General features: G+C 67.2%; 25 protein-coding genes. 12 read left to right on the top strand and 13 right to left on the bottom strand.

Annotated features, from left to right (window positions below; translation table 11 throughout):
• Positions 1 to 5: 5 nt before the first annotated feature.
• From SLW52_RS07050 to SLW52_RS07010, 9 genes are all read right to left on the bottom strand, one after another.
• Positions 6 to 686: a hypothetical protein gene (locus SLW52_RS07050; RefSeq protein ID WP_320739836.1), complete on the bottom strand. Its 681-nt coding sequence runs from the start codon at positions 684 to 686 to the stop codon at positions 6 to 8.
• A complete protein-coding gene (locus tag SLW52_RS07045) occupies positions 670 to 1,491 on the bottom strand; it encodes a TadE/TadG family type IV pilus assembly protein (RefSeq protein WP_152236808.1) in 822 nt (273 codons plus the stop codon). The genes SLW52_RS07050 and SLW52_RS07045 overlap by 17 nt, the downstream gene beginning before the upstream one ends.
• A 13-nt stretch (positions 1,492 to 1,504) precedes the next feature.
• Complete coding sequence (locus tag SLW52_RS07040) at positions 1,505 to 2,182, bottom strand: hypothetical protein (protein WP_295939041.1); 678 nt, start codon at positions 2,180 to 2,182, stop codon at positions 1,505 to 1,507.
• Positions 2,183 to 2,298: 116 nt separating this feature from the next.
• Positions 2,299 to 3,828 (bottom strand): pilus assembly protein TadG-related protein, encoded by a 1,530-nt coding sequence (locus tag SLW52_RS07035; RefSeq protein WP_320739835.1) that lies wholly within the window; start codon positions 3,826 to 3,828, stop codon positions 2,299 to 2,301.
• 118 nt (positions 3,829 to 3,946) lie between these two features.
• The gene (locus SLW52_RS07030; protein ID WP_152236810.1) at positions 3,947 to 4,219 is read right to left on the bottom strand and encodes a pilus assembly protein; all 273 of its coding nucleotides are present in this window, start codon (positions 4,217 to 4,219) and stop codon (positions 3,947 to 3,949) included.
• 612 nt (positions 4,220 to 4,831) lie between these two features.
• A complete protein-coding gene (locus tag SLW52_RS07025; RefSeq protein ID WP_320739834.1) occupies positions 4,832 to 5,878 on the bottom strand; it encodes an OmpA family protein in 1,047 nt (348 codons plus the stop codon).
• A gap of 29 nt (positions 5,879 to 5,907) precedes the next feature.
• Positions 5,908 to 6,243: a hypothetical protein gene (locus tag SLW52_RS07020; RefSeq protein ID WP_320739833.1), complete on the bottom strand. Its 336-nt coding sequence runs from the start codon at positions 6,241 to 6,243 to the stop codon at positions 5,908 to 5,910.
• Between the two features lie 132 nt (positions 6,244 to 6,375).
• Positions 6,376 to 7,191: an ABC transporter permease gene (locus SLW52_RS07015; RefSeq protein WP_010340543.1), complete on the bottom strand. Its 816-nt coding sequence runs from the start codon at positions 7,189 to 7,191 to the stop codon at positions 6,376 to 6,378.
• Between the two features lie 19 nt (positions 7,192 to 7,210).
• Entirely contained in the window at positions 7,211 to 8,212 is a 1,002-nt protein-coding gene (locus SLW52_RS07010) for an ABC transporter ATP-binding protein (RefSeq protein ID WP_320739830.1), read from the bottom strand.
• A 137-nt stretch (positions 8,213 to 8,349) separates the two neighbouring features.
• On the opposite strand from SLW52_RS07010, the gene SLW52_RS07005 reads away from it, so the two are divergent.
• The 7 genes from SLW52_RS07005 to SLW52_RS06975 all read left to right on the top strand — a co-directional run bounded on the left by SLW52_RS07005 (position 8,350) and on the right by SLW52_RS06975 (position 15,011).
• Complete coding sequence (locus SLW52_RS07005; RefSeq protein ID WP_320740075.1) at positions 8,350 to 9,060, top strand: FAD-binding oxidoreductase; 711 nt, start codon at positions 8,350 to 8,352, stop codon at positions 9,058 to 9,060.
• 532 nt (positions 9,061 to 9,592) lie between these two features.
• A complete protein-coding gene (locus SLW52_RS07000) occupies positions 9,593 to 10,171 on the top strand; it encodes a hypothetical protein (RefSeq protein WP_320739829.1) in 579 nt (192 codons plus the stop codon).
• On the top strand, positions 10,168 to 10,368 hold the full coding sequence (locus SLW52_RS06995; protein ID WP_010340539.1) for a helix-turn-helix transcriptional regulator: 201 nt from the start codon (positions 10,168 to 10,170) through the stop codon (positions 10,366 to 10,368). The genes SLW52_RS07000 and SLW52_RS06995 overlap by 4 nt, the downstream gene beginning before the upstream one ends.
• Positions 10,369 to 10,458: 90 nt before the next feature.
• Positions 10,459 to 11,973, top strand: a complete 1,515-nt coding sequence (locus SLW52_RS06990; protein WP_320695245.1) for an alpha/beta fold hydrolase — start codon at positions 10,459 to 10,461, stop codon at positions 11,971 to 11,973.
• Positions 11,974 to 12,004: 31 nt separating this feature from the next.
• Positions 12,005 to 12,751, top strand: coding sequence for an ATP-binding cassette domain-containing protein (locus SLW52_RS06985; RefSeq protein ID WP_320739828.1), 747 nt, complete (start codon positions 12,005 to 12,007; stop codon positions 12,749 to 12,751).
• Positions 12,748 to 13,929 (top strand): ABC transporter permease, encoded by a 1,182-nt coding sequence (locus SLW52_RS06980; protein WP_017908431.1) that lies wholly within the window; start codon positions 12,748 to 12,750, stop codon positions 13,927 to 13,929. The genes SLW52_RS06985 and SLW52_RS06980 overlap by 4 nt, the downstream gene beginning before the upstream one ends.
• Positions 13,930 to 14,102: 173 nt before the next feature.
• Positions 14,103 to 15,011 carry a CPBP family intramembrane glutamic endopeptidase gene (locus tag SLW52_RS06975; RefSeq protein ID WP_320740074.1) on the top strand — a complete coding sequence of 303 codons (909 nt, stop codon included), beginning with the start codon at positions 14,103 to 14,105 and terminating at the stop codon, positions 15,009 to 15,011.
• Between the two features lie 95 nt (positions 15,012 to 15,106).
• Here the strand turns inward: SLW52_RS06975 and SLW52_RS06970 are convergent, their stop codons facing one another.
• A complete protein-coding gene (locus SLW52_RS06970; protein WP_152181553.1) occupies positions 15,107 to 16,117 on the bottom strand; it encodes an energy transducer TonB in 1,011 nt (336 codons plus the stop codon).
• 171 nt (positions 16,118 to 16,288) lie between these two features.
• Complete coding sequence (locus SLW52_RS06965; protein ID WP_017908501.1) at positions 16,289 to 16,897, bottom strand: TIGR00645 family protein; 609 nt, start codon at positions 16,895 to 16,897, stop codon at positions 16,289 to 16,291.
• A gap of 113 nt (positions 16,898 to 17,010) precedes the next feature.
• Between SLW52_RS06965 and SLW52_RS06960 the strand changes: the two genes are divergently transcribed.
• The 4 genes from SLW52_RS06960 (at position 17,011) to SLW52_RS06945 (ending at position 22,689) form a co-directional block, all read left to right on the top strand.
• Positions 17,011 to 17,700 (top strand): glutathione binding-like protein, encoded by a 690-nt coding sequence (locus SLW52_RS06960; RefSeq protein ID WP_153751779.1) that lies wholly within the window; start codon positions 17,011 to 17,013, stop codon positions 17,698 to 17,700.
• Between the two features lie 70 nt (positions 17,701 to 17,770).
• Complete coding sequence (locus SLW52_RS06955; protein ID WP_320739827.1) at positions 17,771 to 20,002, top strand: S9 family peptidase; 2,232 nt, start codon at positions 17,771 to 17,773, stop codon at positions 20,000 to 20,002.
• A gap of 52 nt (positions 20,003 to 20,054) precedes the next feature.
• Complete coding sequence (locus SLW52_RS06950) at positions 20,055 to 20,639, top strand: cytochrome c oxidase assembly factor Coa1 family protein (protein ID WP_148827527.1); 585 nt, start codon at positions 20,055 to 20,057, stop codon at positions 20,637 to 20,639.
• Positions 20,640 to 20,883: 244 nt separating this feature from the next.
• Positions 20,884 to 22,689 (top strand): DUF885 domain-containing protein, encoded by a 1,806-nt coding sequence (locus tag SLW52_RS06945; protein WP_320739826.1) that lies wholly within the window; start codon positions 20,884 to 20,886, stop codon positions 22,687 to 22,689.
• Between the two features lie 41 nt (positions 22,690 to 22,730).
• On the opposite strand, the gene SLW52_RS06940 is transcribed toward SLW52_RS06945, so the two are convergent.
• Together SLW52_RS06940 and SLW52_RS06935 are read right to left on the bottom strand one after the other, a co-directional pair.
• Positions 22,731 to 23,096: a hypothetical protein gene (locus tag SLW52_RS06940; protein ID WP_267117323.1), complete on the bottom strand. Its 366-nt coding sequence runs from the start codon at positions 23,094 to 23,096 to the stop codon at positions 22,731 to 22,733.
• Between the two features lie 227 nt (positions 23,097 to 23,323).
• Positions 23,324 to 23,761 (bottom strand): hypothetical protein, encoded by a 438-nt coding sequence (locus tag SLW52_RS06935; RefSeq protein WP_267105389.1) that lies wholly within the window; start codon positions 23,759 to 23,761, stop codon positions 23,324 to 23,326.
• A gap of 172 nt (positions 23,762 to 23,933) precedes the next feature.
• Between SLW52_RS06935 and SLW52_RS06930 the strand changes: the two genes are divergently transcribed.
• Positions 23,934 to 24,182 (top strand): hypothetical protein, encoded by a 249-nt coding sequence (locus tag SLW52_RS06930; protein WP_010340624.1) that lies wholly within the window; start codon positions 23,934 to 23,936, stop codon positions 24,180 to 24,182.
• Positions 24,183 to 24,341 lie beyond the last annotated feature (159 nt).

The following is a 24,341-nucleotide window of genomic DNA, read 5'->3' as shown; positions in this document are numbered from 1 at the left end:
CGTCCTCATTGCTGGAGCTGATTGACCACGATCGAGGTGCCCTTCTCGCGGCGGTTGAAGGTCAGGGTCATCTGCTGCTTGCCCTTGCTGTAGCTGCTGACGCAACTGTTGGAAATCATCGAACAGGCCGTCGCCGACGACTGTGCCGTCCAGCCTTCGGCCGGCAGCCGATTGCGATAGAACGCTTCGCTCTGATAGGGCGACAAGCTACTCTCCATCGCCAGCGTGCGTCCGGGGTTATCCAGGTACTGGATGTCGTTGACGACTGTGGTGCCGGAGGGCTTCAGGAAGTCGGCGCCGGGTGCAGTCCGCGGCTTCTCCTTGAGCAGGCGCACGATGCCGATCTGTGCTTCGCTGCCGGTACCCGCTCCGTTGATTTCCACGGTGATGTAATGCTCGTCCTGGGCATGGCCAACGATGGTCTTGCTGCCAACGTCGTTGATCGTGACCTGCCCCGGCCATTGCTTCGAATAGAACGCGATCAGCTGCTGCGGCGACTGCTGGCTGGTATAGCGCGCCGAGCGCATGTGCAGGCCGTTGTAGATCATGTGCTTGGACACCCACTCGCTCTTCGCGTCGTCGGGCTCGGGCACGTCGGGCCACTCCGCGGCGCAAGCGGTCGCCGGCACCAGCAGGACCAGAAGCGCCAGGATCAGGTGAAACATAGGCTCAGCGCGGCGGGGCATAAGGTTCCAGCTTGTCCACGGGCACCACGTCGGGAGCGATGTAACCCGGCTCGAACCGACTGATGGTGCCGACGATCGGGATGATCTTGAGCGGATCGAACAGCTTCGCCGAGTCGCTCAGGTAAGAACTGGGCACCAGCGTGCGCACCTGGCCGATGACGGAGCGCTTGGCCGGGTTCTTCGCGGTGCCTGGTCCGGCTGCATTCCATGGGTCGGCCAGCAAACTGTTGCTGCCTTGCATACGCAGCCCGAGTTGGTCGAACGGTTCCAGGAACGACGCTGACCCGCCGTTGGCAAGCTTGAGGTCCTGCACGCTGACGCTCAGGTTGGACGTCACCAAGCCTTTGTCATTGGGTGGGAAGTTGCCGGGAATCTTGCTGATGAGATTGCCGAGGCGATCAAGGATGCCGGAGGACCGCTCGTTCCTGTAGGCGTTGACACGGATATCGCCGCGCTCCAGCAACGGTTGGTTGGAAAAGGTATTCAGCAGCGGGTTGTCCACGCGGTCGCGCGCAGTGCCGGTGCTTGCGCGGCTGATGATCGGCGCATCCGCCTTGCCGAAATGCCGGTCTACCGTCAGGTCTCGCATGCGCGTGGCGGACGGCAGGGTGTAGTCCTTCGCCACCGTCGCCTCCCAAGCGGCGGCGCGCGCCGCCTGCTGAGTGGCCTGGCGCAAATGGATGTACTTCCCCATGATCGGAATCAACAGGAACAGTGGAACCAGCACGGCGCACAGCACCGCGGCCTCGGTGAGGCTCTGACCGTCCTGGCGTCCGCGCAATCGCGGTTGTCGACGCTGGCGCATGCTTGCGGTCCTCCTAGTTGATCTTCCCCGGCGCGCGCTGTGCTTCCAGTGCGGCGGAGTCGAATGCCTCGCCGACGCTGATCACCTGGGTGGTGACCTTGTAATCCGCATCGGCACCCGGTGTTTGTTCCAGGACAATGAAGCCACGGTTGGGGCGATGGTCGTTGGCCGGCTCGGAAGTGAATCCCCACTTCGTTCCGGCGGACCAGACGCACTGACGCAGCCCGGTCGGCTTGACCCATTCGTTGCAGGGCTGACCGGCAACACTGCGTTGGGTCGGGCCTCGGAAATCGGACAGGGCGGCAGGCGCGCTCTTCTCCACCGGCGTGCGGATCAACGCGTCCTGCGGTGCCGCTTCGTCGGTTTTCTCCCCGGTCGCCAGATCTACCTGTTGGTAGCGACTGGCAGTGGTGGTTTCCTGGGTGCCAGTTGTTTCCAGCCGGAACAGACAGGTGCCGCCGCCGCCATCGTTGGCGACACTCCAACTGGTCTCGCGGACGACCTCGGTCTCGCGATCGAACCAGAGTTCGTAGCGGGTCGTGCCGAGCAAGGCGACATCCTTATCTGACAAGGCACGGCTCTGCAGTCCCCCTGCCTGGCAGTCGCGCAGCGTCGCCAGGTAGTTCTCTCGCGCTTCGTTGACGCCGTTGCGCGTCATTTCCACGGTCTGCCGAACGTGGATCGGAGGCATCGAGCTGCGCGTATCCTCCACGCCATCGGCATCCACTGCGGTGGCACTGCAACTGCACAGGGTGAGTAGCAATACTCCAAATACGCTGTTGCGGCAGTGGAGGAGGGTTGGCGACCTCATAGTGCACCGGTTCCTGCGACGACGGCCTTGATCGCACTCGGGGTATCGACCAGGCGCGCTTGCCAGTAGGGACTGAACAGATTGCCGGACTCGACCTTGTTGTCGCCGCGACGGAACAGCGCATAGTTGGGCGGCCGGTTGAAGTACACCTGCGCCGAGGACAGTGCGCTCAGCTTGCCGTTCTGCGCCTTGTTCTGCATGGACATGCGTGATCCCGCCGCGTTGCCGATGCCGACGGTCTCGCTGGTGCGCGCATTGCGCATTTCGGTTTCCGCGTACACGCTGAACACCGGGCCGGCGTTCTCGTCGAAGATCTGATTGCCATTGCCGGAATACGGGCGCATGGCCATGTTTTTCTTGACGTCGTGATAGTCGCGAAGGCCGTTGTAGCTGGTGAAGAACGCGTTCTTGTGCTGACCCTTGGCGGCCCTGACATTCGCATCGCCTTCGACCATGCGGCTGACCAACCGGTTCTTGCGCAGGCTGTCGCCGTAGGGGCGATAGCGACGCTTGTCCCAATCGGAATACCACCCTTGACCATTGCCGAAGCCGTTGAGGAAGCGCTGGTTGCGGTAGCGGTCGACCGCCTGCGCGCCGCCCCAGCCCATCGGCAGATCGATGTCCACGATCGGCCAGATCTTGACGTCCATCGACATGGTGTCCAACGCCGCCCAGCGGTTGTAGTCGACCATGTCGGTACCGCCGGTGCTCTCGAAGTTGATCAGCCCGATGCCAACCCGATCCCCGCGGTCCTTGCTGAAATCGTCGCGCGACTGCATCACCACATTGCGGAAGCGATCGGCGCCATTGCGCTGCGCCGCACTGCCGGTACCGGTCGTGCGCGGAATCCTGTTGAAATCGAGGAGCTTGCTTTCTGCGGTGAGCAACTGCTCGGCGAGCACACCTGTACCAACGGTTCCCAGGCTCGCATTCGCGGAGTTTCGTTGCACCACATCTCTTGCGATCAGCATGCCATCTACACGGGATACGCCTTCTATCACCGACGTCGCCGCCGTGGCGAAGATGCCGTTGAGTTCGTCAAGCGCGGTGACGACGCCTTGTGCGAACGGTTGAAAGGCACTTCGAACGCCTTTCAAGATGTTTTCCGCCGCCTGGAAGCCGGTAGCGAGCGCTTTGAACACCGCGCCGACATATGGGATCAATGACAACGCGTTCATCGTCAGACGCATCGTGATGGTCGTCATCTGCAGCTGGTTCATCCACGAATACAGGCTGATCGTCTGCGCGATCGCCACTTCGTTCGCCACCCGTGCGCGATTCATGTAAGCGGCGAAGTTGAGCGCACGCGCCTGCTGCACCGCGACGCTGTATGCGGCCGCATCGGCGGCGTTGGTGAGCTCGACTTTCTTGTTGACCGATTGCCCGCTGTCGAACAGCACGATGGCGCCGACACAGAGCACGAGGATCAGGACCAATCCCAGCACCATGGCTTGGCCGGCCATGCCGCGCTTCCCGTCCAGGCGGGGCGGCACACGTGATTTGGCAATCGCGATCGCTGCACGCATCTGCAGTTCCTTTGCCGAATGCACTTCCTACAGCGGCGTCACCGGCATGTCGGAAAATAGAAGAAGGGCCTGGGCAGCGTGACTGCCCAGGTACCTAGGACATCAGGGCAACAAGTAATTACTTGTTGTTGTACGCGTCCATGCCCTTGGTCTTGTCAGCTTCCTGCTGCGCGCTGTTGGACTGGTTCTTGGCGCGGTTGATCGACTGCGTGGCGCTCTGGCCCGCCAGTTCCTTCGACATGCCCGCGACCTGGCTGCGGACGGTGCCGCCGAAGAAGGTGACGGCGGCGATCGCGGCGATCGCGATCAGGGCGGTGATGATGATGTACTCGGTCATGCCTTGGCCCAACTGCTTGCGGCCAAATCCAATGTGACGGCGATGGTTCTTCATCTGAATCCTCTCCTTGGCTCTTTCGCCCGATTACCGGCAGCACACATACTTCCCGCGGCAACGTGTGGCGAGTGGGTGATTTAAGTGAAATCATTCACAGAGATGAAGCTGATCTCTGGCCCGCGGATGCATCGAACGAGAACGGATGCGGACGGCGCCAATGTAGCGTCAAGATATTGCCGTTACAAGAAAAATGGCGTTAATAAATTGACGCTAAATGGAGTTCGCATCACATAACCTGTCAAATCTCAGGCACGTAGCGAGGTCTACGCAAGTCCGGACCTGAGGTGTTGCAAGGCGCGGTTTGCCTTAGTGTGCCCCGCTATTTGTGGTTTTAATCACAAAGTTATCGATGTCGCCAATCAAAAGAAGGACGGAAGCGGGTTGATCCGATCGCCGCGGTTGCCAGTCATACCGCGGCGGCCAAAGCGCCTTTCAAAAACATGGCGATCGCCGCTGCTTGATGACACGCTGCGGGTGAGTATTCGCAAATGCCCGTCGGCTCAGGCCAAGAATATTTTCCCGTTCCTTGAATCAGCCACCGTTGGGGCATTCGCTACAGACGCGTTGCCCCAAAAGTGGCAAAACGAAGGGGCGTGAACCGTCTTCCGCTCAGAGCTTGACCAGCTCGACGCGCCGGTTGCGCGCTTTGCCGTCTTCGGTGGTATTCGGTGCGATCGGTTGTTCCTGGCCGAAGCCCGCGGCACGCAGGCGATCGGCGGCGATGCCGGCACCGGTCAAATAAGCCACCACCGCGTTGGCACGGGCTTCGGACAGCGATTTGTTGTGCGCCGCGTCGCCGCTGTTGTCGGTATGCCCATTGACCGCCAGGCGCAAGGCGCTATCGGATTTCAGCAACTGCAGGACCTGCTCCAGTTGGGGCTTGGAGTCGGGAAGTATCTGGGCGGCGTCCGAGGCAAAGTTCACCTGGATGGCCACCTTGCCTGCACTTGCCAGTTGCTGCTGCAATGCGTCCGCGGGCAGCACCTTGGCGGTGGCCTGGAATGGTTTCGTCTCCGCAATCAGCAAGCCACCGCTACTGGGGCCGCTGCAGACATGGATCCAGATGTCGCGATCGGCGCGATGGATGACGAACGTATCGGCCGGCTCGTTATAGATGTCGCCGATGCCATCGACATAGGTCACCGCTGCCTTGCTGTCGCCGATGGCCTTGGCTGCGTCAGCGGGGATTGGTCCGCTGGCGATGCGCTGTCCTCCCAGCGATCCCACCAGTGTCTGGATATTGCGGCTCAGTTCCACGCCCGAAAAGGGCTTGCCTTCAGTGGTGCCAAGCGCGGCGGCATATACCTTGCCCTCCACCCATTCAACGCGGTCACCGGTCCAGAACGGCGCACGATCGAAATCGTTGCGGACCGGTGCATTCTTGGTGACGTAGCCCTCGGGCAGGCCAAGGTACGGAAAGCTGCCGAGCGGCGCCTCGGAGACCGGCATGCTGGCGGCATCGAAGCGGTGCGCCGTTTCAGCGGCAGGCGCTGCCGCTGGCGCGGATGCGGTGGGCGGCGCGGCGTTCGTTGCCGGAGCGGGGGCTTCGGTTGCAGGCTGCTGAGGGTCGGTGCGTTTGCAGCCGGCAGCAGCGGCGATCAAGAGCAGGCAAGCGCTGAGAGCGGCGCGGCGCGCCGTGGGGGTTATCGCGGTCATCGGGAATCTCGGGTGCGGACGGGGAGCGCTTAGCGCATCTCGCTCAAGAGTTGCTTGCAGATCGCTGCGTCAGGCTTGTAGGTGCCTGTGGCGTGGGCCTTTTGCATGGTTTGCTGGCCCAACTTGTAGCCATTGTCGAAGTCGCTGCCGAAATTCTTGACCTGTGCGTACATGCCCTGCATCACCTGCTTCTGCTTGGCCTTGTAGCCGTCGATCTGCGACTGGCTGGCGCCGCAGGCCTTGCCGTTCTCGGCGTTGCCGCCGACGATCTTGCCGAAATTGACGATCCCGTCGTCCTGAGCGTGAACCCCGCCGCTTGCACATGCCAGCACTGCTGCTGCGATGACTGCCGTGTATCGGTTCATTCCTTGCTCCTCTTGCGGCCCGCGGCGAGCGGGCCAGTAAAACCCCTGTGGCGCGGAGGATAGCAATGCCATGCGCAACGCCCAACCCCGTTCGGGCGGCGCTAACGGGGGGCGTTCAAGGAGCGAACAGAATCAGCTCCGCAACCCCACCCCGCGCCGCAGCAGCCACAGCGCCAGCGCCGCCAGCACCGCGACGAAGCCCAGCATCAGGCTGTAGGCCACCCACACCGGCACGTCGCTGCTGCCGAGCAGGCCGTAGCGGAAGGCGTTGACCATGTAGAAGATCGGGTTGGCGTGGGTGGCGGCCTCGGCCCAGCCGGGCAGCAGCTTGACCGAGTAGAACACGCCGCCCAGGTAGGTCAGCGGGGTCAGGATGAAGGTCGGCACGATCGCCACGTCGTCGAACTTCTTCGCGTAGACCGCGTTGATGAAGCCGGCCAGGGAGAAAATGGTGGCGCCCAGCAATACCGTGGTCAGGGTCACCAGCGGGTGCGGGATGCGCACCGGGGTGAAGAACATGGCGATGATCAGCACGATCACGCCGACCATCAGCCCGCGCAGCACCGCGCCGGCGACGTAGCCCCACAGGATCACCCAGTTGGGCATGGGGCTGACCAGCAGTTCTTCGACGTGGCGGCCGAACTTGGCGCCGAAGAAGCTGGAGCTGATGTTGCCGTAGCTGTTCTGGATCACACTCATCATCACCAGGCCGGGAACGATGAACTGCATGTAGCTGTAGCCGCCCATGTCGCCCACGCGCGAGCCGATGAGCCCGCCGAAGATCAGGAAGTACAGGGTCATGGTGATCGCCGGCGGCACCAGGGTCTGGCCCCAGATGCGCAGGATGCGCTTGACCTCGCGGCGCACGATGGTGCCCAGCGCGACCCAGTTGCGCTGGGCGGGCGTGGCGTCGGAAACGGGGAGGGTGGAATCGGTCTGGGAAGTCATGGTCGTCGCCGTGGGGGCATCAGGGAGTGGCGGACGGCGTGGCCGTGCCGGTCGTGGCCGCAGCGGCATCGCGGTGTTCGCCGGTGAGGCGCACGAACAGTTCCTCCAGGCGATTGCTCTTGGTGCGCATGGAGCGCACGCGGATGCCGGCGTCGCCCAGTGCGGCGAACACGCGGTTGAGGTCCATCGCCCGCGGCATGTCCAGGTCCAGGGTGTGCGCGTCCTGGGCGAGCAGGGTGGTGCCCTCGATCGCCGGCAGCTGCGCCGGCAGCTCGCCATCGATGTCCAGCAGGAAGCCTTCCACGTCCAGCTTGGCCAGCAGGGCGCGCATCGGCCCCTGCTCGACGATGCGGCCGCGGTCGATGATCGCCAGGTTGCGGCACAGGCTCTCCGCTTCCTCCAGGTAGTGGGTGGTGAGGATGATGGTGGTGCCGGCGCCGTTGATCTCGCGCAGCACCCGCCACATGTCGCGGCGGATCTCGATGTCCACGCCGGCGGTGGGTTCGTCCAGGATCAGCAGGCGCGGCCGGGTCATCATCGCGCGGGCGATCATCAGCCGCCGCTTCATGCCGCCGGACAGGGTGCGGCTCATCACCTGGGCCTTCTCCCACAGGTGCGCACGCTTGAGTTCGGCTTCGGCCAGGCGCTCGGCCTCGGCGCGCGGCATGCCGTAGAAGCCGGCGTAGTTGACCAGGATGTCGAAGGGCTGCTCGAACAGGTTGAAGTTGATTTCCTGCGGTACCAGGCCGATCAGGCGCATCGCCGCGCTGCGCTGGCTGCTCAGGTCGGTGCCGAACACCTCGACCTGGCCGGCGCTGAGGTTGACCAGCGAGCTGATGATGCCGATCAGGGTGGACTTGCCGGCGCCGTTGGGGCCGAGCAGGGCGAAGAAGTCGCCGGGCAGCACGTCCAGCGACACGCCATGCAGGGCCTGCACGCCGTTGTCGTAGGTCTTGCGCAGGTCGCGCACGCGCAGCGCGGGCGCCGGGGTCTGTGAAGAAAGAGCGGATGCGGAAGTCAAGGCGGGCCTTCGCGCCGCATCGACGGCGCAGGAGAAGTGCAGCCGTTATTATAGAAGACCTCGTGGGGTCGCCCCCGGCCACAGACTGTTGCATCTCCGTGCCTGCCCAATTCCCGCTGAAACTGGTCGACCGCCACATGCTCGCCCCGGCCGTCGGCCACTACCGCTTCGTCCGCGATGACGGCCAACCCCTGCCGTTCGTGCCCGGCCAGTTCGTGCAGGTGCACTTCCACTATGCCGATGGCACCGCGACCAAGCGCAGCTACTCGCTGGCCACGCGTCACGATCCGGCGCAACCGGCCGATGCCACCGTGGAGATCGCGGTCAGCTTCGTCGCCGGCGGCGCGGCCACCGCGCTGTTCGAAGGCCTGGAGATCGGCGGGCAGGTCTGCGCCAGTGGCCCGTACGGGCGTTTCTGCCTGCAGCCGGGCGACGCCAACCGTCGCTATCTGCTGATCGCCACCGGCACCGGCGTCACGCCGTACCGCTCGATGCTGCCGCTGCTGGAAGCGGCGATGGCCGAGCGCGGTGTGGAAGTGGTGCTGCTGCTGGGCGCGCGCACCCCGGCCGAACTGCTGTACGGCGACGAATTCCGCGCCTTCGCCGATGCGCATCCCGGTTTCCGCTTCGTACCGTGTTTCTCGCGCGAGCTGCCGGAGGCGCCGCATGCGGACGTGCGGCATGGCTACGTGCAGCAGTTCCTGGGAGAGTTCGCGCCGCAGGCCGAAGGCGACATCGCCTACCTGTGCGGCAATCCGAACATGGTCGATGCCTGCTTCGATGCGCTGAAGGAGGCTGGCCTGCCGGTGCCGCATATCCGCCGCGAGAAGTACGTCAGCAGCAAGTAACGGCCGCTGTCGGCGCCGGACATCCCGCGTAGGCGCGGCTTCAGCCGCGACCGCTTCACCATGAAGATCCGTCCATGGCGAAGCGGTGTGCTGCCGGAATACCGATCGCGCTTCGTGCCCGTACCCTCACCCCAACCCCTCTCCCGGTGGGAGAGGGGCTTTAGCGTCTTCCTTCTCCCTTCGGGAGAAGGTGCCCCGGAGGGGCGGATGAGGGTACGGTCGCAGCCTCGCATGCATGGGTCAGCGTGGAGCTTCGCGCCCTTACCCTCACCACAGCCCCTCTCCCGGCAGGAGAGGGGCTGTGACGTCTCTCTTCTCTCTGGGGAGAAGACACCCCGAAGGGGATGAGTGTCGTCCGACACCGGAAGCCGGCTAGCCCGGCGGTGCCTCCATTCTGTCTGTAAAGGACGCTTGACAGGCGTTCCCGCTGCGCGCATTCTGCTGTCAAGCGTGCTTGACAGGGGGACGGCACGCCATGTGGCGCCGCCGTAACGGGCGGCCGGAGCGGGTCGAACTGAGATTGGGGACAGGCATGGGCAACTGCAGGCGCAACGCGATCGTGGTGCTGTGCGTGAGTCTGGCGCTGCTGGCGGCGGGGGCCTGGCTGCCGCTCGGCGGCAGCGATTATCTGCGTGGGGTATGCATGGGCGTCGGCATCGGCGGCCTGTTCATGGCGCTATTGATGTGGTGGTCGCGGGGCAGCCTGGCCGACAGCGCACCGCGGGCGCTGGCAAGGCGCTATTACCGCGAGTTCTTTCCGCCGATGGGCGCCTACGTGGTGGTGATGCTGTTCTGGAAGCGCCTGCTCGACAGCGTCGACGTGCACTGGCTGCGCGTGGTGGTCGCGCTGCTGCCGGCATTGACGTTGGCGCTGGTGATCCGCGCGGTGGCGCGTTTCGTGCGCGACTCCGACGAACTGCAGCGGCGCATCGAGCTGGAGTCCATCGCCATCGCCGCCGGGTTGACCTGTGGCGTCTACATGGCCGCCGGCTTCCTGCAGGCGGCGCAGGTGATCACGGTGCCGGCCTCGAGCGCGATGCTGTGGGTGTTTCCTGCGCTGTGCATGACCTATGGGGTGGTCAAGGTCGCGAACGCGCGCCGCTACCAATGAACAGCCGCATCCGCGAACTGCGCGAGGCGCACGGCTGGTCGCAGGGCGAACTGGGCGAGCGGCTGGGCGTGTCGCGTCAGACCATCAATGCGCTGGAGACCGGCAAGTACGATCCGAGCCTGCCGCTGGCGTTCCGTATCGCGCGGCTGTTCGCGCACAGCATCGAGCAGGTGTTCCTGTTCGATGAGGCCGAGTAAGCGCGCACTCCGTTCCATGCCCCACCGGGCGCCGACGACGCCATGTTCCGGCATGGCATTCTGCAAGCCATGAACTCAAGGATGCGAACCATGCGACACCCCTCCCGGCCGTTCGCCATCGCGGCGGCCACCCTGTTGCTCGCCGCCTGCCAGGCGGCCCAGGCACCGACGCCGCAGACGTCCGAACGCAGCTACGGCGCGCTGCGCTTCCACCCGTGCACGCTGACCAATCCGGTGGCCTCCAACAACGTGCCGGCGCAGTGCGCGCGGATGGCGGTGGCGGAGAATCCGGCGGCGCCGAACGGCCGCAAGATCGAACTCAACATCGCCTGGCTGCCGGTCACCGGCGAGGGCGGCAGCGACCCGGATCCGGTGTTCTTCCTCGCCGGCGGTCCCGGTCAGGCCGCCACCCAGGTCGCCAGCATCGTCGACATGGCGCTGCGCGAGACCCGCAAGCGCCGCGACGTGTTCCTGATCGACCAGCGCGGCACCGGCCAGTCCAATCCGCTGAGCTGCCTGGGACCGGACGGCAAGGAGATGCCGCTGGCCGATCCGGCGCGCGCGCCCACCGCGAACGAACTGGTCGACTACGCGCGGCGCTGCGCGCAGTCGCTGCAGGGCCGCGCGGATCCTCGTTACTACACCACCACCCAGGCGATCGGCGATCTGGATGCGGTGCGCGCCGCGCTGGGCGTGGACAAGATCAACCTGATCGGCGGCTCCTACGGCACGCGCGTCGCCCAGCAGTACGCGCGCCGCTACGCGCCGCATGTGCGCAGCGTGGTCATCGATGGCGTGGCGCCGAACGATCTGGTGGTCGGTGGCGAGTTCGCCACTACCTTCGAGGATGCGATCGCCCTGCAGGCCGAGCAGTGCAAGGCCGATCCGGCTTGCGCCAAGCGCTTTCCCACCGATACCCGCACGCAGTTGCGCGCAGTGGTGGAGCGGCTGCGGCAGGCGCCGGTGGACGTGGACTACCGCGATCCGGCCAGCGGCGAGAGCCGCCACGACCGGGTCACCGCCGACACCGTCACCAGCCTGGCGTTCTCGTTCTCCTATGCGCCGCAGACCGCGTCGCTGCTGCCGCTGGTGCTGGACGAAGCGGCCAACGGCCGCTACGGGCCGCTGATGTCGCTGGCAAAGATGATGGGCGGGCAACTGGACGGGCAGATGAATCGCGGCATGCAGTGGTCGGTGATCTGCGCCGAGGACGCCGACCGCTATCGCGCGCCGCAGACGCACGACACGCTGCTCGGTCCGGAAGTGGCGCAGATGTTCTTCGCGCCCTGCCCGGTGTGGCCCACCGGCACCCGCCCGGCCGACTTCACCGCGCCGTTCACCTCCACTTTGCCGGTGCTGCTGACCTCCGGCCAGCTGGATCCGGTGACGCCGCCACGCTATGCCGAGCGCGTACTCAAGGGCCTGCCCAACGGCCGCCACCTGGTGGTGCGCGGCCAGGGCCACGGCACCATGACCCTGGGCTGCATGCCCAAGCTGCTCGGTCAGTTCTTCGAGACCGCCGATGCCAAGCACCTCGATGCCACCTGCCTGGACGCGATGAGCGGCGTGCCGGCCTTCACTTCATTCAACGGATGGGAACCATGAGCTGCGCAGCGTTCGACAGGGAGGGGCACGCATGATCGTCGCCGACAATCTGCACAAGGCATTCAATACCCGCGCCGGCGCCGTGCAGGCGGTGCAAGGGGTCAGCTTCCAGGCCGCCGACGGCCAGATCACCGGCCTGCTCGGTCCCAATGGCGCCGGCAAGACCACCACCTTGCGCATGCTCTACACGCTCATGGCGCCGGACCAGGGCCAGGTGCGCGTGGACGGCGTGGACGTGGGCCAGGATCCGATGGCGGTGCGGCGCGCGCTGGGCGTGCTGCCGGATGCGCGTGGCGTGTACAAGCGGTTGACCGCGCGCGAGAACATCGCCTACTTCGGCGAGCTGCACGGGCTGTCGGCGGCACGCATCGCCGAGCGCACCCGGTTGCTGTCGAAGGCGCTGGACATGGACGACATCCTCGACCGCCAGACCGAAGGCTTCAGCCAGGGCCAGCGCACCAAGACCGCGATCGCCCGCGCGCTGGTCCACGATCCGCGCAACGTGATCCTGGACGAACCCACCAACGGCCTGGACGTGATGACCACGCGCGCATTGCGCGGCTTCCTGCGCGAGCTGCGCGAGGAGGGGCGTTGCGTGATCTTCTCCAGCCACATCATGCAGGAGGTGGCGGCGCTGTGCGATCGCATCGTCATCATCGCCAAGGGCACGGTGGTGGCCGCCGGTACCGCCGATGAACTGCGCGCCCTGACCGGCGAACCCAATCTGGAAGACGCCTTCGTCAAGGCGATCGGCAGCGACGAGGGACTGCACGCATGAGCCTGCTCCGTACCGTATTCACCGTGATGCGCAAGGAATTGCGCGACCTCTCACGCGATCGCCGCACCCTGGCGCTGGCGCTGCTGCTGGGCCCGCTGCTGTATCCGGCGCTGATCCTGGGCATGGGCGCGCTGGCCGAGAGCCGCGTGCGCACCCAGATCGACAAGCCGCTGGACATTCCGGTGATCGGCCGCGAACGCGCGCCGAACCTGGTGGCCTTCCTCGCCGCGCAGGGCTTGAACGCGGTCGCGCCGCCGAAGGACCTGACCGGCGCGATCCGCAGCCAGGACGTGGATCTTGCGCTGAAGATCGACGAGGACTACGCCAACGCCTGGCACGAAGGACGCCCGGCGCTGGTGGAGATCATCAAGGACAGCACCCGCCGCGACGCCGACATCCCGACCCAGCGGGTGCAGGCCGCGCTGAGCATGTACGGCCAGCAGGTCGGGGCCTTGCGCCTGCTGGCGCGCGGCATCGATTCGCAGGTGTCGCGGCCGCTGGATGTGGCACTGCAGGACCTGGCTACGCCCGAGGCCAAGCGTGGCGCGTTGCTGGCGATGCTGCTGCCGGTGCTGCTGACCATCACATCGTTCATCGGCGGTGCCTACCTGATCCTCGACGCCACCGCCGGCGAACGCGAGCGGCAATCGCTGGAGCCTCTGCTGGCCACGCCGGCCTCGCGCAGCGCCATCGTCAGCGGCAAGATCGCCGCCGCCTGCGTGGTCGGCCTGGTGTCGCTGCTGCTGACCCTGCTCGCGTTCAAGCTCAGCGCGCAGGTGGCCAGCGGCATCGGCCGCCAGCTCAACGTCAGCTTCGTGGCGATGCTGCAGATGCTGTTCGTGCTGCTGCCGATGCTGTTCATCGGCACCTCGCTGCTGACCTATCTGGCGGCCGCGGCCAAGAGCATGAAGGAAGCGCAGAGCCACATGACCTGGCTGATGCTGCTGCCGATGCTGCCGGGCTATGCGTTGATGGTGTATCCGCTGAAGACCACGCTGTGGCAGTTCGCGGTGCCGTTCCTGGCGCAGAACCAGATGCTGATGAAGATCATCCGCCGCGAGACGATCGATCCGCAGATCTGGGCGGTGTACCTGCTCACCGGTTTCGGCCTGGCCGCGGTGCTGTGGCTGGCGGCGGTGCGCCGCTACCGGCAGGAACAGCTGGCGATCTCCAGCTGAGCAGGAGGCAGCGCGCGGGCCGGGTCCGCGCGCTGCACGCCCGTCGTCGCGGAGCCGCGCAGGAAACGCGATCGTGATGCACACTCGCTGCGCGCAGCGGCGTTGTCCGTCCTGCCGATGCTTCCTCCGCAGCGAGCCTTTGCATGTCTCCAGATCCACACGATGCCCCAGCAATGATGGCGGCCGGCGCCAGGCGCCTGCTGGCGCTGGGCGAGGCGCGCATCCTGCAGCCGGGAAGGGTGCGCTGGCTGCGGGCGCTGCTCTGGGCGATCGCATTGCTGGCGCTGATGATCGTCGTGGCGACGGCGGTGCCGCTGCTGTGCGCCAGGCTGCTTCCGCCGGGCGCGGATCGGCTCGCGCCGTATGCGACGGCGCTGATGGCCGCCGTGCTCTACGCAATCGCGGTGCGCCTGGGCGAGCGGCGCTGGCCGGCGGAACTCGCCTGGCGCGCCGCGCCCCTGCAGTTGGGCGTGGGGCTGCTGTTGGGTGCGGTCATGTTCGCGGCGGTGATGGCGATCATGGCGGCGTTCGGCGTCTACGCGATCCGCTGGACCGGGCCGGCGCCGGTGTGGGCGCCGCTCGGCAGGGCGCTGCAGGCCGGCGTGGTGGAAGAACTGATGCTGCGCGCGATCCTGTTGCGGTTGCTGTGGCGTGCGTTCGGGCCATGGTTGGCGTTCGCACTGTCGGCGCTGCTGTTCGGCCTGGCCCACCTCGGCAATCCGAACGCGAGCGTGTTCGCTGCGTTGTGCATCGCGGTGGAGGCGGGCGTCATGCTGGGCGCGTTCTACGTGCTCAGCGGCCGGCTCTGGGTCTCCATCGGCGTGCATGCGGCCTGGAACTTCACCCAGGGCTATCTGTTCGGCGCGGCGGTATCGGGGACCGACATGGGGCCGGCGATCGCGCGCAGCACGGCGCAGGCCGGGGTGCCGGAATGGTTGAGTGGTGGCGCGTTCGGCCCGGAGGCCTCGCTGCCCGGCTTGCTGGTGTGCACGGTGGTGGGCGCGATCGCGACCTGGATGGCCTGGCGCAAGGGGCGCTTCGGCGTCTCCGCGCGCAGTGCTGGCATGACACCGACGTCCTGATCGCGCTGGTCTAAGTGTTGCGGTCGGCGCGGTGTTGCGCTTGCGCTTCGCTGCGCGCCCGGCCGCCGCCGGGCACGCAGGTGTCAACGTTGGGCTCAGCCGCCGGGATTGAACGCCAGCGTGCGGCGGGTGGTCACCGGCGCGCCGACCGGTTCGAAGCGCCAGCGCTTGGTGGCGTTCAACGCCTCGCGGTCGAACACCCGCGGCGGCGTGGAGCGCAGCACGCGCGCATTGGTGACCGCGCCGTCGGTGCCGACGGTGATCTCCACCAGCACTTCGCCCGCGGTACCCGAGCGCAGCGCTTCGGGCGGATAGCGCGGCGCCGGGGTGCTGATCGGGCGCAGCGTTTGTGCGGTGGCGGCAGCGGCCGGCGCGGCCGCGGGGGCTGCTGCCGGTGCCGGCGTCGGTTGCGTGGTGGCGGCGGGCGTGGCGGGGCGCGCGGCGGCCTGGCGCTCGGCCTCCTGGCGTGCGCTCTCGCGGCGCGCGGCCTCCTGCTGTGCGGCGATCTGCTGCGCCGCCTGCGCCTCGCTGGCCTGCTGTTGCGCCTGCTTCTGCTGCTCGGCCGCCAGCTTGGCCTTCTGCTCGGCGTCCTTCTTGGCCTTGTCGGTCTCGTCCTGGCTGCGCTGGGCCACGGCCTCCATGCCCTTGCTCACGCCCTGCTTGAGCCGCGGCAGCGCCGGCGCCTGCGGATCCATCTTCTCGATCAGGCCGATCAGGCGCTGGGCTTCCGGAAAGTCCTCGCGGTTGATGCTCTGTTCGGCGGCGATCAGCGTGTACGGCATCAGGTCGGTCAGCGCGCTCTTGACCCCGGCGTCGTCGGGTTGCTTGTCGCGCAACGCCAGGTAGTACTCGACCGCGTTGTTGCCGGCCGGTGCATACATGCGGTTCTCGCGCAGCGCCTGGCTGGCCGAGTCGTGCAATTGTTCGGTGCCCATCGACTGCACCTTGGCCGAGACCGCCGGCGGTGCCGGTGCGTTGGCCGCGGCGGTGGCCGGTGCAGCGCTGGGTGGTGCGGCCTCTTCCTGCTTGGAGCAGGCCGCCAGCGCGGCCAGCAACAGGATCGGCGCGACCCGGCGCGCCTTGGCGAGTGTGGTGAGTTGCGACATGCGTCCCCCTGAATCCCCGGTGTTGGCAATCAACGATGCGACGGCGGTGCGTTCGCGGTGCTGCGGCCCCCATGCCGCCAGCGCACCCCATCGGTCAATCTAGCATCCGCGGCCGCCGCGTGCGTGGCAGCCGCTGCCATGCGGCAAAAAGCGTGACGCGGCGCGCGCCGGTCAATGCGCCGGCCGCGCCGGCGCGGACGCGGACATGATCCGGTCGGTCCAGGCGATGCCGATCGCCGACAGGATGAAGATGCCATGGATGATGGTCTGCCACAGCACGCCGGTGGCGGTCAGCGTCGCGCAGCTCTTCAGGTCCACCGTCCCCACGGCGCTGGCCAGCTGTTCCGGCGAGCACATCGGCATGCCGCCGAGCGCGCCGACCGCGATGAAGGTCTTGAGCAGGTGGATCGAGGAGATGCCGATGATCGACAGCGCCAGCTTGACCTTGAGCACGCTGGCGTTGACGTGGCTCAGCCACTCCGGCTGGTCCGGATGGCCCTCCAGGCCCAGCCGCGACACGAAGGTCTCGTAGCCGCCGACGATCACCATCACCAGCAGGTTGGAGATCATCACCACGTCGATCAGGCCGAGCACGATCAGCATGATCTGCTGCTCGCCCAGGCTCGGCGCCTCGTGGATCAGGTGCCACAGTTCCTTGCCGAACAGGAACACGTAGACGCCCTGGGCCACGATCAGTCCCAGGTACAGCGGCAACTGCAGCCAGCGCGAGGCGAAGATCAGGTTGGACAGGGGATGCAGGCGGGGCCGCTCTGGAGTCATGGCGTGGTCTGGAATGCTGCGTTGCGGGAGCGGCCAGGGTACCCGGCCGGCGATGACGCTGCCAAGCCGGGGGCCGCCGCTACACTCGGGATCCCCTGTCCAGGAACGCCGCCATGATCGATCTGTACTACTGGCCCACCCCCAATGGGCACAAGGTCACCCTGTTCCTCGAGGAAGCCGGGCTGGACTACACGCTCAAGCCGGTCAACATCGGTGCCGGCGAGCAGTTCGCGCCCGAATTCCTGGCGATCTCGCCCAACAACAAGATGCCGGCCATCGTCGACCACGCCCCGGCCGACGGCGGCGCGCCGCAGAGCGTGTTCGAATCCGGCGCGATCCTGCTGTATCTGGCCGAGAAGACCGGCCGCTTCCTCCCGGCCGATCCGCGCGGACGCGTGCTCGCGCTGGAATGGCTGTTCTGGCAGATGGCCGGGCTCGGCCCGATGACCGGGCAGATGGGGCATTTCAACGTCTACGCGCCGGAGAAGATCGGCTATGCGATCGAACGCTACGGCAACGAGGTGCGGCGCCTGCACGGGGTGCTGGACAAGCGTCTGGCGCACAGCGCCTACCTGGCCGGCGACGACTACGGCATCGCCGACATGGCCAGCTACCCGTGGATCGAGGTGTACAACGGGCTGACTCCCGACTACGCCGCCTTCCCGCACCTCAAGCGCTGGCACGAGGCCATCGCCGCGCGCCCGGCCACCCAGCGCGCCTACGCCTTGAAGGAGCAGGTGAACCCGAACGCGGGCAAGCCGCTCAGCGACGCCGAGCGCAAGCACCTGTTCGGGCAGCGCTGAGCCGGCGCGCTTCTCAAATCCCGGGCGCACGCGCATCATCCGTGCGCTCGGTGCTCCATCAGGAACCTTCATGCGCTCTCTGTTCGCCGCTCTCGCCCTCATGCTCGCCACCCCCATCGTTCCCGCCCACGCCGAGAAACTGACCCTGGAGGCCATCACCGGCAGCAAGCCGCTGTCCGGGCCGACCCTGATGAAGCCCAAGGTGGCGCCGGACGGCTCGCGGGTGACCTTCCTGCGCGGCAAGGACAGCGACCGCAACCAGCTGGACCTGTGGGAATACGACATCGCCAGCGGCCAGACCCGCATGCTGGTGGATTCCAAGCTGGTGCTGCCCGGCACCGAGACCTTGAGCGACGAGGAGAAGGCGCGCCGCGAGCGCCAGCGCATCGCCGCCTACACCGGCATCGTCGAGTACCAGTGGTCGCCGGATGCGCATGCGCTGCTGTTCCCGCTCGGCGGCGAGCTGTACCTGTACGACCTGCGCAAGACCGGCAGCGCCGCGGTGCGCAAGCTCACCCACGGCGAAGGTTTCGTCACCGATCCCAAGATCTCGCCCAAGGGCGGCTACGTCAGCTTCGTGCGCGGGCGCAACCTGTGGGTGATCGACCTGGCCAGCGGCCAGCAGCACCAGCTCACCCGCGACGGCAGCGAGACCATCGGCAACGGTGTGGCCGAGTTCGTCGCCGACGAGGAGATGGACCGCCACACCGGTTACTGGTGGGCGCCGGACGATTCGGCGATCGCCTTCGCGCGCATCGACGAAACCGAGGTGCCGGTGCAGAAGCGCCCGGAGGTCTACGCCGACCACACCGAGGTGGTGGAGCAGCGCTATCCGCAGGCCGGCCAGCCCAACGTGAAGGTGCAACTCGGCACGATCGCGCCGCGTGCCGGCGCGCAGCCGCAGTGGATCGACCTGGGCAAGAACCCGGACATCTACCTGGCGCGGGTGGACTGGCGCGATCCGCAACGGCTGACCTTCCAGCGCCAGTCGCGCGACCAGAAGCGCCTGGAGCTGATCGAGGCGACCCTGGCCACCGGCAAGCAGCGTGTGCTGATCACCGAGACCAGCCCGACCTGGGTGCCGCTCACCTACGACCTGCACTTCCTCAAGGACGGACGTTTCGTCTGGGGTTCGGAGCGCAGCGGCTACGAACACCTGTACCTGGCTTCGGAAGACGGCCGCACGCTGCGCCCGCTGACCCAGGGCGAGTGGGTGGTGGACGAACTGCTCGCGGTGGACGAGGCGGCCGGCAAGGTCTATTTCTCCGCGACCAAGGCGTCGCCGACGCAGACGCAGATTTACGCGGTGCCGCTGGCCGGCGGTGCCATCGCGCAGCTGTCCAAGCCCAATGGCACGCATGCCGCCAGCTTTGCCAAGAACGCCAGCGTGTATGTCGACAGTTGGTCCAACACCACCACGCCACCGCAGATCGAGCTGTTCCGCGCCAACGGCGAAAAGATCGCCACCCTGCTGGTCAACGACCTGGCCGATCCGCAACACCCATATGCGGCCTACCGCGCCGCGCAGCGTCCGGTCGAGTTCGGTACCCTGACCGCCGCCGACGGCAAGACCCAGCTGCACTACCGGCTGATGAAGCCGGACGGGTTCGACCCTGGCAAGCGCTACCCGGTGGTGGTCTATGTGTACGGCGGTCCGGCCGCGCAGACCGTGGTCGACGGCTGGCCCGGCCGCGGCGATGCGCTGTTCGACCAGTACCTGGCGCAGCACGGCTATGGGGTGTTCTCGCTGGACAACCGCGGCACGCCGCGCCGCGGCCGCGATTTCGGTGGTGCGCTGTACCAGCACCAGGGCACCGTGGAGGTGGACGACCAGTTGCGCGGCGTGGCCTGGCTGAAGGCGCAGCCGTGGGTGGATGCGGCGCGTATCGGCGTGTACGGCTGGTCCAACGGCGGCTACATGACCCTGATGCTGCTGGCCAAGCACAGTGAGGCCTATGCCTGCGGCGCCGCCGGCGCGCCGGTGACCGACTGGGGCCTGTACGACAGCCACTACACCGAGCGCTACATGAACCTGCCCAAGGCCAATCCCGATGGCTACCGCGACAGCCGCGTGGCCGCGCACCTGGACGGGCTGACCTCGCAACTGCTGCTGCTGCACGGCATGGCCGACGACAACGTGCTGTTCACCAATTCCACCTCGCTGATGAGCGAACTGCAGAAGCGCGGCAAGCTGTTCGAGCTGATGACCTATCCGGGCGCCAAGCACGGCCTGTCCGGCAGCAACGCGCTGCACCGCTATCGCACCACCGAAGCCTTCCTGGCGCGCTGCCTCAAGCCCTGAGTGCGCCGTTCCGCTTCCACCTTCCCGCTTCCGCACGACAAGGAGTGACGTCATGTCGAGTCCGCCACCGCTGCCCGGCACGCCCGGTCCCACCTCCGCCACGGCGCTGCCACCGGCCAAGCGCGGCTGGTGGGCACGGCACTGGAAGTGGGCGGTGCCGCTGATCGTGCTGGTGCTCGGCGCCCTGCTGCTGGCGTCGATCGCGGTGTTCGTGCTCGGCATCGCGCGCGTCACCAAGTCGTCCGAGCCGTACCGGGTCGGTGTGATGGCCGCGCAACACGACCCGCGCGTGGCGGCTGCGCTGGGCGCGCCGATCAAGGACGGCATCATGCCCAGCGGCAGCTTCAACAGCAGCGGCGGCGGCAGTGGCAATGCCGAGCTGAGCGTGTCGCTGCACGGCAGCCGCGCCAACGGCACCCTGTACATCGAAGCCGAGCGCCATGCGGGCGAGTGGCACTACACCACCTTGCAGGTGTTGCCGGATGCGGGTGAAGCGATCCCGCTGCTCGATGCGCTCGGGCAGGACGCCGAGGACGAGGACGAAGAGGCGGACGGGATGGCGGTCGAGGCGCCGCCGGTGCCCGCCACAGATGTCGACGACAGTGCCACGCCGGCAGAGGCCGACGCGACGAAGTAAGCAGCGGCGAACGATCTGCCGCGCCGCGTGGTGCGGTGGGGCCGCCTTGGGTAGGGCGCGATCGCACCGCCCATGTCCTGCAATCATGCGCTCTGCTGCCGGCACAGCATGTGCGCGACCGCGGCGGCGTGGTCTCTTAACCCACATGCTGCACCGCGGCGTGGCTGCGGCCATGACCTCCGGCAGATGGCCGAGCCGGCACGCGCCGCGTACGGTCCTGACATCATTCTGTCGGAGCTGCGCCATGAAGCCACGTGTCCTCGCCATCGCCCTGACCCTGGCACTGGCGGCGCCCTTGCCGTTTTCGGCGATGGACGCGGCGGCCGCACCGGCGGCCGCATCCGCCACGCGCGCGCCGGCCTGGGTGGAGCGCAGCAATGCGTTCGCGCAGATCCTGCTGCAGGCGCAGGCGCCGTTCCAGGCCGAGGAAGTGAGCTTCTTCGGCGTGCCGGGATTCGACGACCAGGTCTCCGATTTCGGGCCCGACAACGCGCGGCGTTTCCGCGAGGCCACCGCTGCCGCGCGCCGCACGCTGCAGGAAAAACTGCAGGTGGAGCGCGATCCGAACGTGCGCCAGGATCTGGCGATCCTGATCCACGCCGCCGACCAGTCCATCGAGGGCAGCACGCTCAATGAGCGTTTCTTGCTGCCATGGACCGACGCGCCGCAGCACGTGTTCGGCGGCATCAACAACCTGTTGTCCGAGCAGGTGCCGGCGGCGCGCCGCGCCAAGGCGCTGCTACGGCTGCAGCGCTACGTGGGCCTGGCGCCGGGCAGCACCTCGATCCTGCTGCTGGCGCGGCAACGCTACGAAGAAAAGCGCGCCGACGGCAACCTCCTGCAGCCGACCAGGCGCGAGGTCGAGCAGGCCTTGAGCAACGTCGATACCTACGCCAAGGGCATTCGCGCGCTGTTCGCCGAGTACAAGATCACCGGCGCGGATGCGGCGCTGGCGGCGCTGGACAAGCAGTTCCAGGACTACGCCACCTGGACCCGCACGGTGGTGCTGCCGCAGGCGCGCGAGGATGCGCGCCTGCCGCCCGAGCTGTATGCGTTCCAGCTCAAGCAGGTCGGCATCGACATCGCACCGCAGGTGCTGATGCAGCGCGCGCAGCTGGAATTCATGGAAACCCGCGCGGCGATGCAGCAGCTGGCGCCGCAGGTGGCCGCGGCCAAGGGCCTGCGCGGCGACGATGCCCGCGACTACCGCACGGTGCTGCGCGCGCTCAAGCGCGACACCATTGCCGACGACAAGCTCGAAGCCCACTACCGCAGCGTCATCGACCGCATCGATCCGATCATCCGCCAGCAGCGCATCGTCGACGTGCCGCAACGGCCGATGCAGATGCGCCTGGGCTCGCCGGCGGAAAGCGCCGCGCAACCGGCGCCGCATTTCCGCCCGGCGCCGCTGGTCGGCAACACCGGCGAGCAGGGCACCTTCGTGCTGCCGCTGGGCAATCCGGACAGCGCCGGCAAGGGCGAGCACTACGACGATTTCAACTTCGGCGCCGCGGCGTGGACGTTGAGCGCGCACGAGGGCCGGCCGGGCCACGAACTGCAGTTCACCGCCATGGTCGAGCGCGGCGTGTCGCTGGCGCGCAGCCTGTTCGCGTTCAACTCGGTCAACGTCGAAGGCTGGGCGCTGTACGCCGAGGCCGAGATGGTGCCGTACGAGCCGCTGGACGGACAGTTGATCGCCTTGCAGTTCCGCCTGCTGCGCGCGGCGCGGGCCATGCTCGACCCGATGCTCAATCTCGGCCTGATCGACCGCGAGCGTGCGCGCCTGGTGCTGGAGCACGACGTCGGCCTGTCGCCGGCGATGGCCCGGCAGGAACTGGACCGCTACATGGTGCGCGCGCCCGGCCAGGCCGGCAGCTACTTCTACGGCTACAGCCGCATCCTGGAACTGCGCATGCGCACCGAACTGGCGCTGGGCGCCAGGTTCGACCGGCTGAAGTTCAACAACTTCCTGCTGGACCAGGGGTTGCTCCCGCCGGACCAGTTGGCCGCGGCGGTGGACGAGGAGTTCGTGCCGTCACAGCGCAAGTGAGGGCCATCGCATCGCTGCGCGAAAGCGCAGCGGTACGGCCCTCAGTGCTCGTACGGCACGCTTTCCGGGCGCCGGCTAGGATCCGTCCAGTTGCCTTGTTTGGCGGCTGCCGGACAGATTTCCTCGTATTGCTTCACCGCGGCGATCGCGGTAGGCGTCCATGCGCCGCAATGCGAGCCATGCTTGCAGCAGCGGACCGGACTCGCCTTCCAGCAGTATCCAGGGTCCGCTTGCCATGTGCCGCTGATCGGATCGACCGGGCTCCAGTTCTTGTCGACACCCTTGCAACCTTGGGTACAGAACACAAACGGATCATTGTCGCGGCACACGAGCTTCTGGTAGACCGGTGCGGCGGTGGCGTGAAACGACAGCAAACAAGCAGCGAAAATCCATATCAAGCGCTTCATGGGCTCTCCTCCTGGACGGACACGACTCAGCGGTCTTGTGCTGTTTGAAGACGATCCAACTCGCCGATTCCCTACCCGTGGGAGCGGAATGCAGCAGCTTCGCGGCAGGCCGGGATCGCCGGCCTGCCGACGGTGGACCATAGCGCAGGAATGTTGCAGCGCTTCATGACAGGCATGGCGATCCCGAGCGGGCATTGCCGCTGCGCGTTGCGCTCGTTGCCGTGCCCTCAACGATCCCCGGGGGCCGCCTGCGCCCCCGGCGGCACCCAGATCGCCATGCCGGCGGCACGCTTCTGCGTGGTGGGGATGCCGATGCCCAGGCCGCCGCCGACGTGGCCGCCGTAGCTGCCCGCGCCGACCGACAGGCCGCCGCCGGAGCGCTGCGAGCCCACGCCCATCAGCACCACGCCGTTGGCGCCGAGCTTGGCCGCGTCGCGCTTGAGCCGGTCCACGGCCGCGTCGGTCTGGCCCTGGGTGCCGAAGCCGGCCGCGCTGGAGGCTTCGAGCTGGGCGATATCCACCGCCCCCGGCGGCGGCGCGGAGTAGATCTGCACCAGTGCCGGGTCGATCGGCGGGCGCGCCGCGCCGACCATCACCTTCGAGGAACTGGCGCAGCCGGCCAGGGCCAGCAGCAGCGCCAGCGGCAACAGCGGTCGGATGTTCATGGCCTTACCCCCGTGTTCGGATCTCACGCGATCATAGGCGGGCCGGGTGAATCGTGCCGAACCCGCCGCTGTCGCACCCTCGCAGGGCCGCCGTGATCCCCGTGCCAAGAGTTGGGTTGCCTGGCGTTCGCCGCGCGCTATGGTGCAGGCTCACATTCGCACGGAGGCCGGCATGGGCCTGATCAGTCTGCTGTGGGGCATCGTGGCGTTGCTGTGGATGATCCTGGCCTTCATCCCGCTGCTCGGCTGGGGCAACTGGTTCCTGATCCCGTTCGCTGCGGTCGGCGCGCTGATCGCCGCGATCGGGTTGCTGTTCACCGCGGCGCCCAACCGCGGCCGCGCCAAGACCGGCCTGATGCTCAATGCGCTGGTGATCGTGGTCGGGGTGATCCGGTTGAGCCTGGGCGGCGGGGTGATCTGACCTGCGTGCCGGGCGACCGGCATGCTGTGTTGCAGCATGTCGCGCTGCGCGCCGCGTCGGCGGGAGTAACATGCCCAGCCGACGGCGCCCGCGCGCGGGCCGCCTCGCGTTCACGCCGGTGCCGGTGGCGCGGCCTGCGGTGCCTGGCGGCATCGGCCG

The sequence above is a fragment of the Xanthomonas sp. LF02-5 genome (genome assembly GCF_034105325.1).
Lineage (GTDB): Bacteria > Pseudomonadota > Gammaproteobacteria > Xanthomonadales > Xanthomonadaceae > Xanthomonas_A > Xanthomonas_A sontii.
Note: the sequence above shows the minus strand (reverse complement) of the source record. Positions and strands in the feature narration are given on the sequence as shown.

What these genes read in the sequence shown, in the direction of transcription:
- SLW52_RS07050 (WP_320739836.1), bottom strand. Translation starts at nt 686, where the DNA reads ATGCCCCGCCGCGCTGAGCCTATGTTTCACCTGATCCTGGCGCTTCTG.
- SLW52_RS07045 (WP_152236808.1), bottom strand. Translation starts at nt 1,491, where the DNA reads ATGCGCCAGCGTCGACAACCGCGATTGCGCGGACGCCAGGACGGTCAG.
- SLW52_RS07040 (WP_295939041.1), bottom strand. Translation starts at nt 2,182, where the DNA reads ATGCCTCCGATCCACGTTCGGCAGACCGTGGAAATGACGCGCAACGGC.
- SLW52_RS07035 (WP_320739835.1), bottom strand. Translation starts at nt 3,828, where the DNA reads ATGCGTGCAGCGATCGCGATTGCCAAATCACGTGTGCCGCCCCGCCTG.
- SLW52_RS07030 (WP_152236810.1), bottom strand. Translation starts at nt 4,219, where the DNA reads ATGAAGAACCATCGCCGTCACATTGGATTTGGCCGCAAGCAGTTGGGC.
- SLW52_RS07025 (WP_320739834.1), bottom strand. Translation starts at nt 5,878, where the DNA reads ATGACCGCGATAACCCCCACGGCGCGCCGCGCCGCTCTCAGCGCTTGC.
- SLW52_RS07020 (WP_320739833.1), bottom strand. Translation starts at nt 6,243, where the DNA reads ATGAACCGATACACGGCAGTCATCGCAGCAGCAGTGCTGGCATGTGCA.
- SLW52_RS07015 (WP_010340543.1), bottom strand. Translation starts at nt 7,191, where the DNA reads ATGACTTCCCAGACCGATTCCACCCTCCCCGTTTCCGACGCCACGCCC.
- SLW52_RS07005 (WP_320740075.1), top strand. Translation starts at nt 8,350, where the DNA reads ATGCTCGCCCCGGCCGTCGGCCACTACCGCTTCGTCCGCGATGACGGC.
- SLW52_RS07000 (WP_320739829.1), top strand. Translation starts at nt 9,593, where the DNA reads ATGGGCAACTGCAGGCGCAACGCGATCGTGGTGCTGTGCGTGAGTCTG.
- SLW52_RS06995 (WP_010340539.1), top strand. Translation starts at nt 10,168, where the DNA reads ATGAACAGCCGCATCCGCGAACTGCGCGAGGCGCACGGCTGGTCGCAG.
- SLW52_RS06990 (WP_320695245.1), top strand. Translation starts at nt 10,459, where the DNA reads ATGCGACACCCCTCCCGGCCGTTCGCCATCGCGGCGGCCACCCTGTTG.
- SLW52_RS06985 (WP_320739828.1), top strand. Translation starts at nt 12,005, where the DNA reads ATGATCGTCGCCGACAATCTGCACAAGGCATTCAATACCCGCGCCGGC.
- SLW52_RS06980 (WP_017908431.1), top strand. Translation starts at nt 12,748, where the DNA reads ATGAGCCTGCTCCGTACCGTATTCACCGTGATGCGCAAGGAATTGCGC.
- SLW52_RS06975 (WP_320740074.1), top strand. Translation starts at nt 14,103, where the DNA reads ATGATGGCGGCCGGCGCCAGGCGCCTGCTGGCGCTGGGCGAGGCGCGC.
- SLW52_RS06970 (WP_152181553.1), bottom strand. Translation starts at nt 16,117, where the DNA reads ATGTCGCAACTCACCACACTCGCCAAGGCGCGCCGGGTCGCGCCGATC.
- SLW52_RS06965 (WP_017908501.1), bottom strand. Translation starts at nt 16,897, where the DNA reads ATGACTCCAGAGCGGCCCCGCCTGCATCCCCTGTCCAACCTGATCTTC.
- SLW52_RS06960 (WP_153751779.1), top strand. Translation starts at nt 17,011, where the DNA reads ATGATCGATCTGTACTACTGGCCCACCCCCAATGGGCACAAGGTCACC.
- SLW52_RS06955 (WP_320739827.1), top strand. Translation starts at nt 17,771, where the DNA reads ATGCGCTCTCTGTTCGCCGCTCTCGCCCTCATGCTCGCCACCCCCATC.
- SLW52_RS06950 (WP_148827527.1), top strand. Translation starts at nt 20,055, where the DNA reads ATGTCGAGTCCGCCACCGCTGCCCGGCACGCCCGGTCCCACCTCCGCC.
- SLW52_RS06945 (WP_320739826.1), top strand. Translation starts at nt 20,884, where the DNA reads ATGAAGCCACGTGTCCTCGCCATCGCCCTGACCCTGGCACTGGCGGCG.
- SLW52_RS06940 (WP_267117323.1), bottom strand. Translation starts at nt 23,096, where the DNA reads ATGAAGCGCTTGATATGGATTTTCGCTGCTTGTTTGCTGTCGTTTCAC.
- SLW52_RS06935 (WP_267105389.1), bottom strand. Translation starts at nt 23,761, where the DNA reads ATGAACATCCGACCGCTGTTGCCGCTGGCGCTGCTGCTGGCCCTGGCC.
- SLW52_RS06930 (WP_010340624.1), top strand. Translation starts at nt 23,934, where the DNA reads ATGGGCCTGATCAGTCTGCTGTGGGGCATCGTGGCGTTGCTGTGGATG.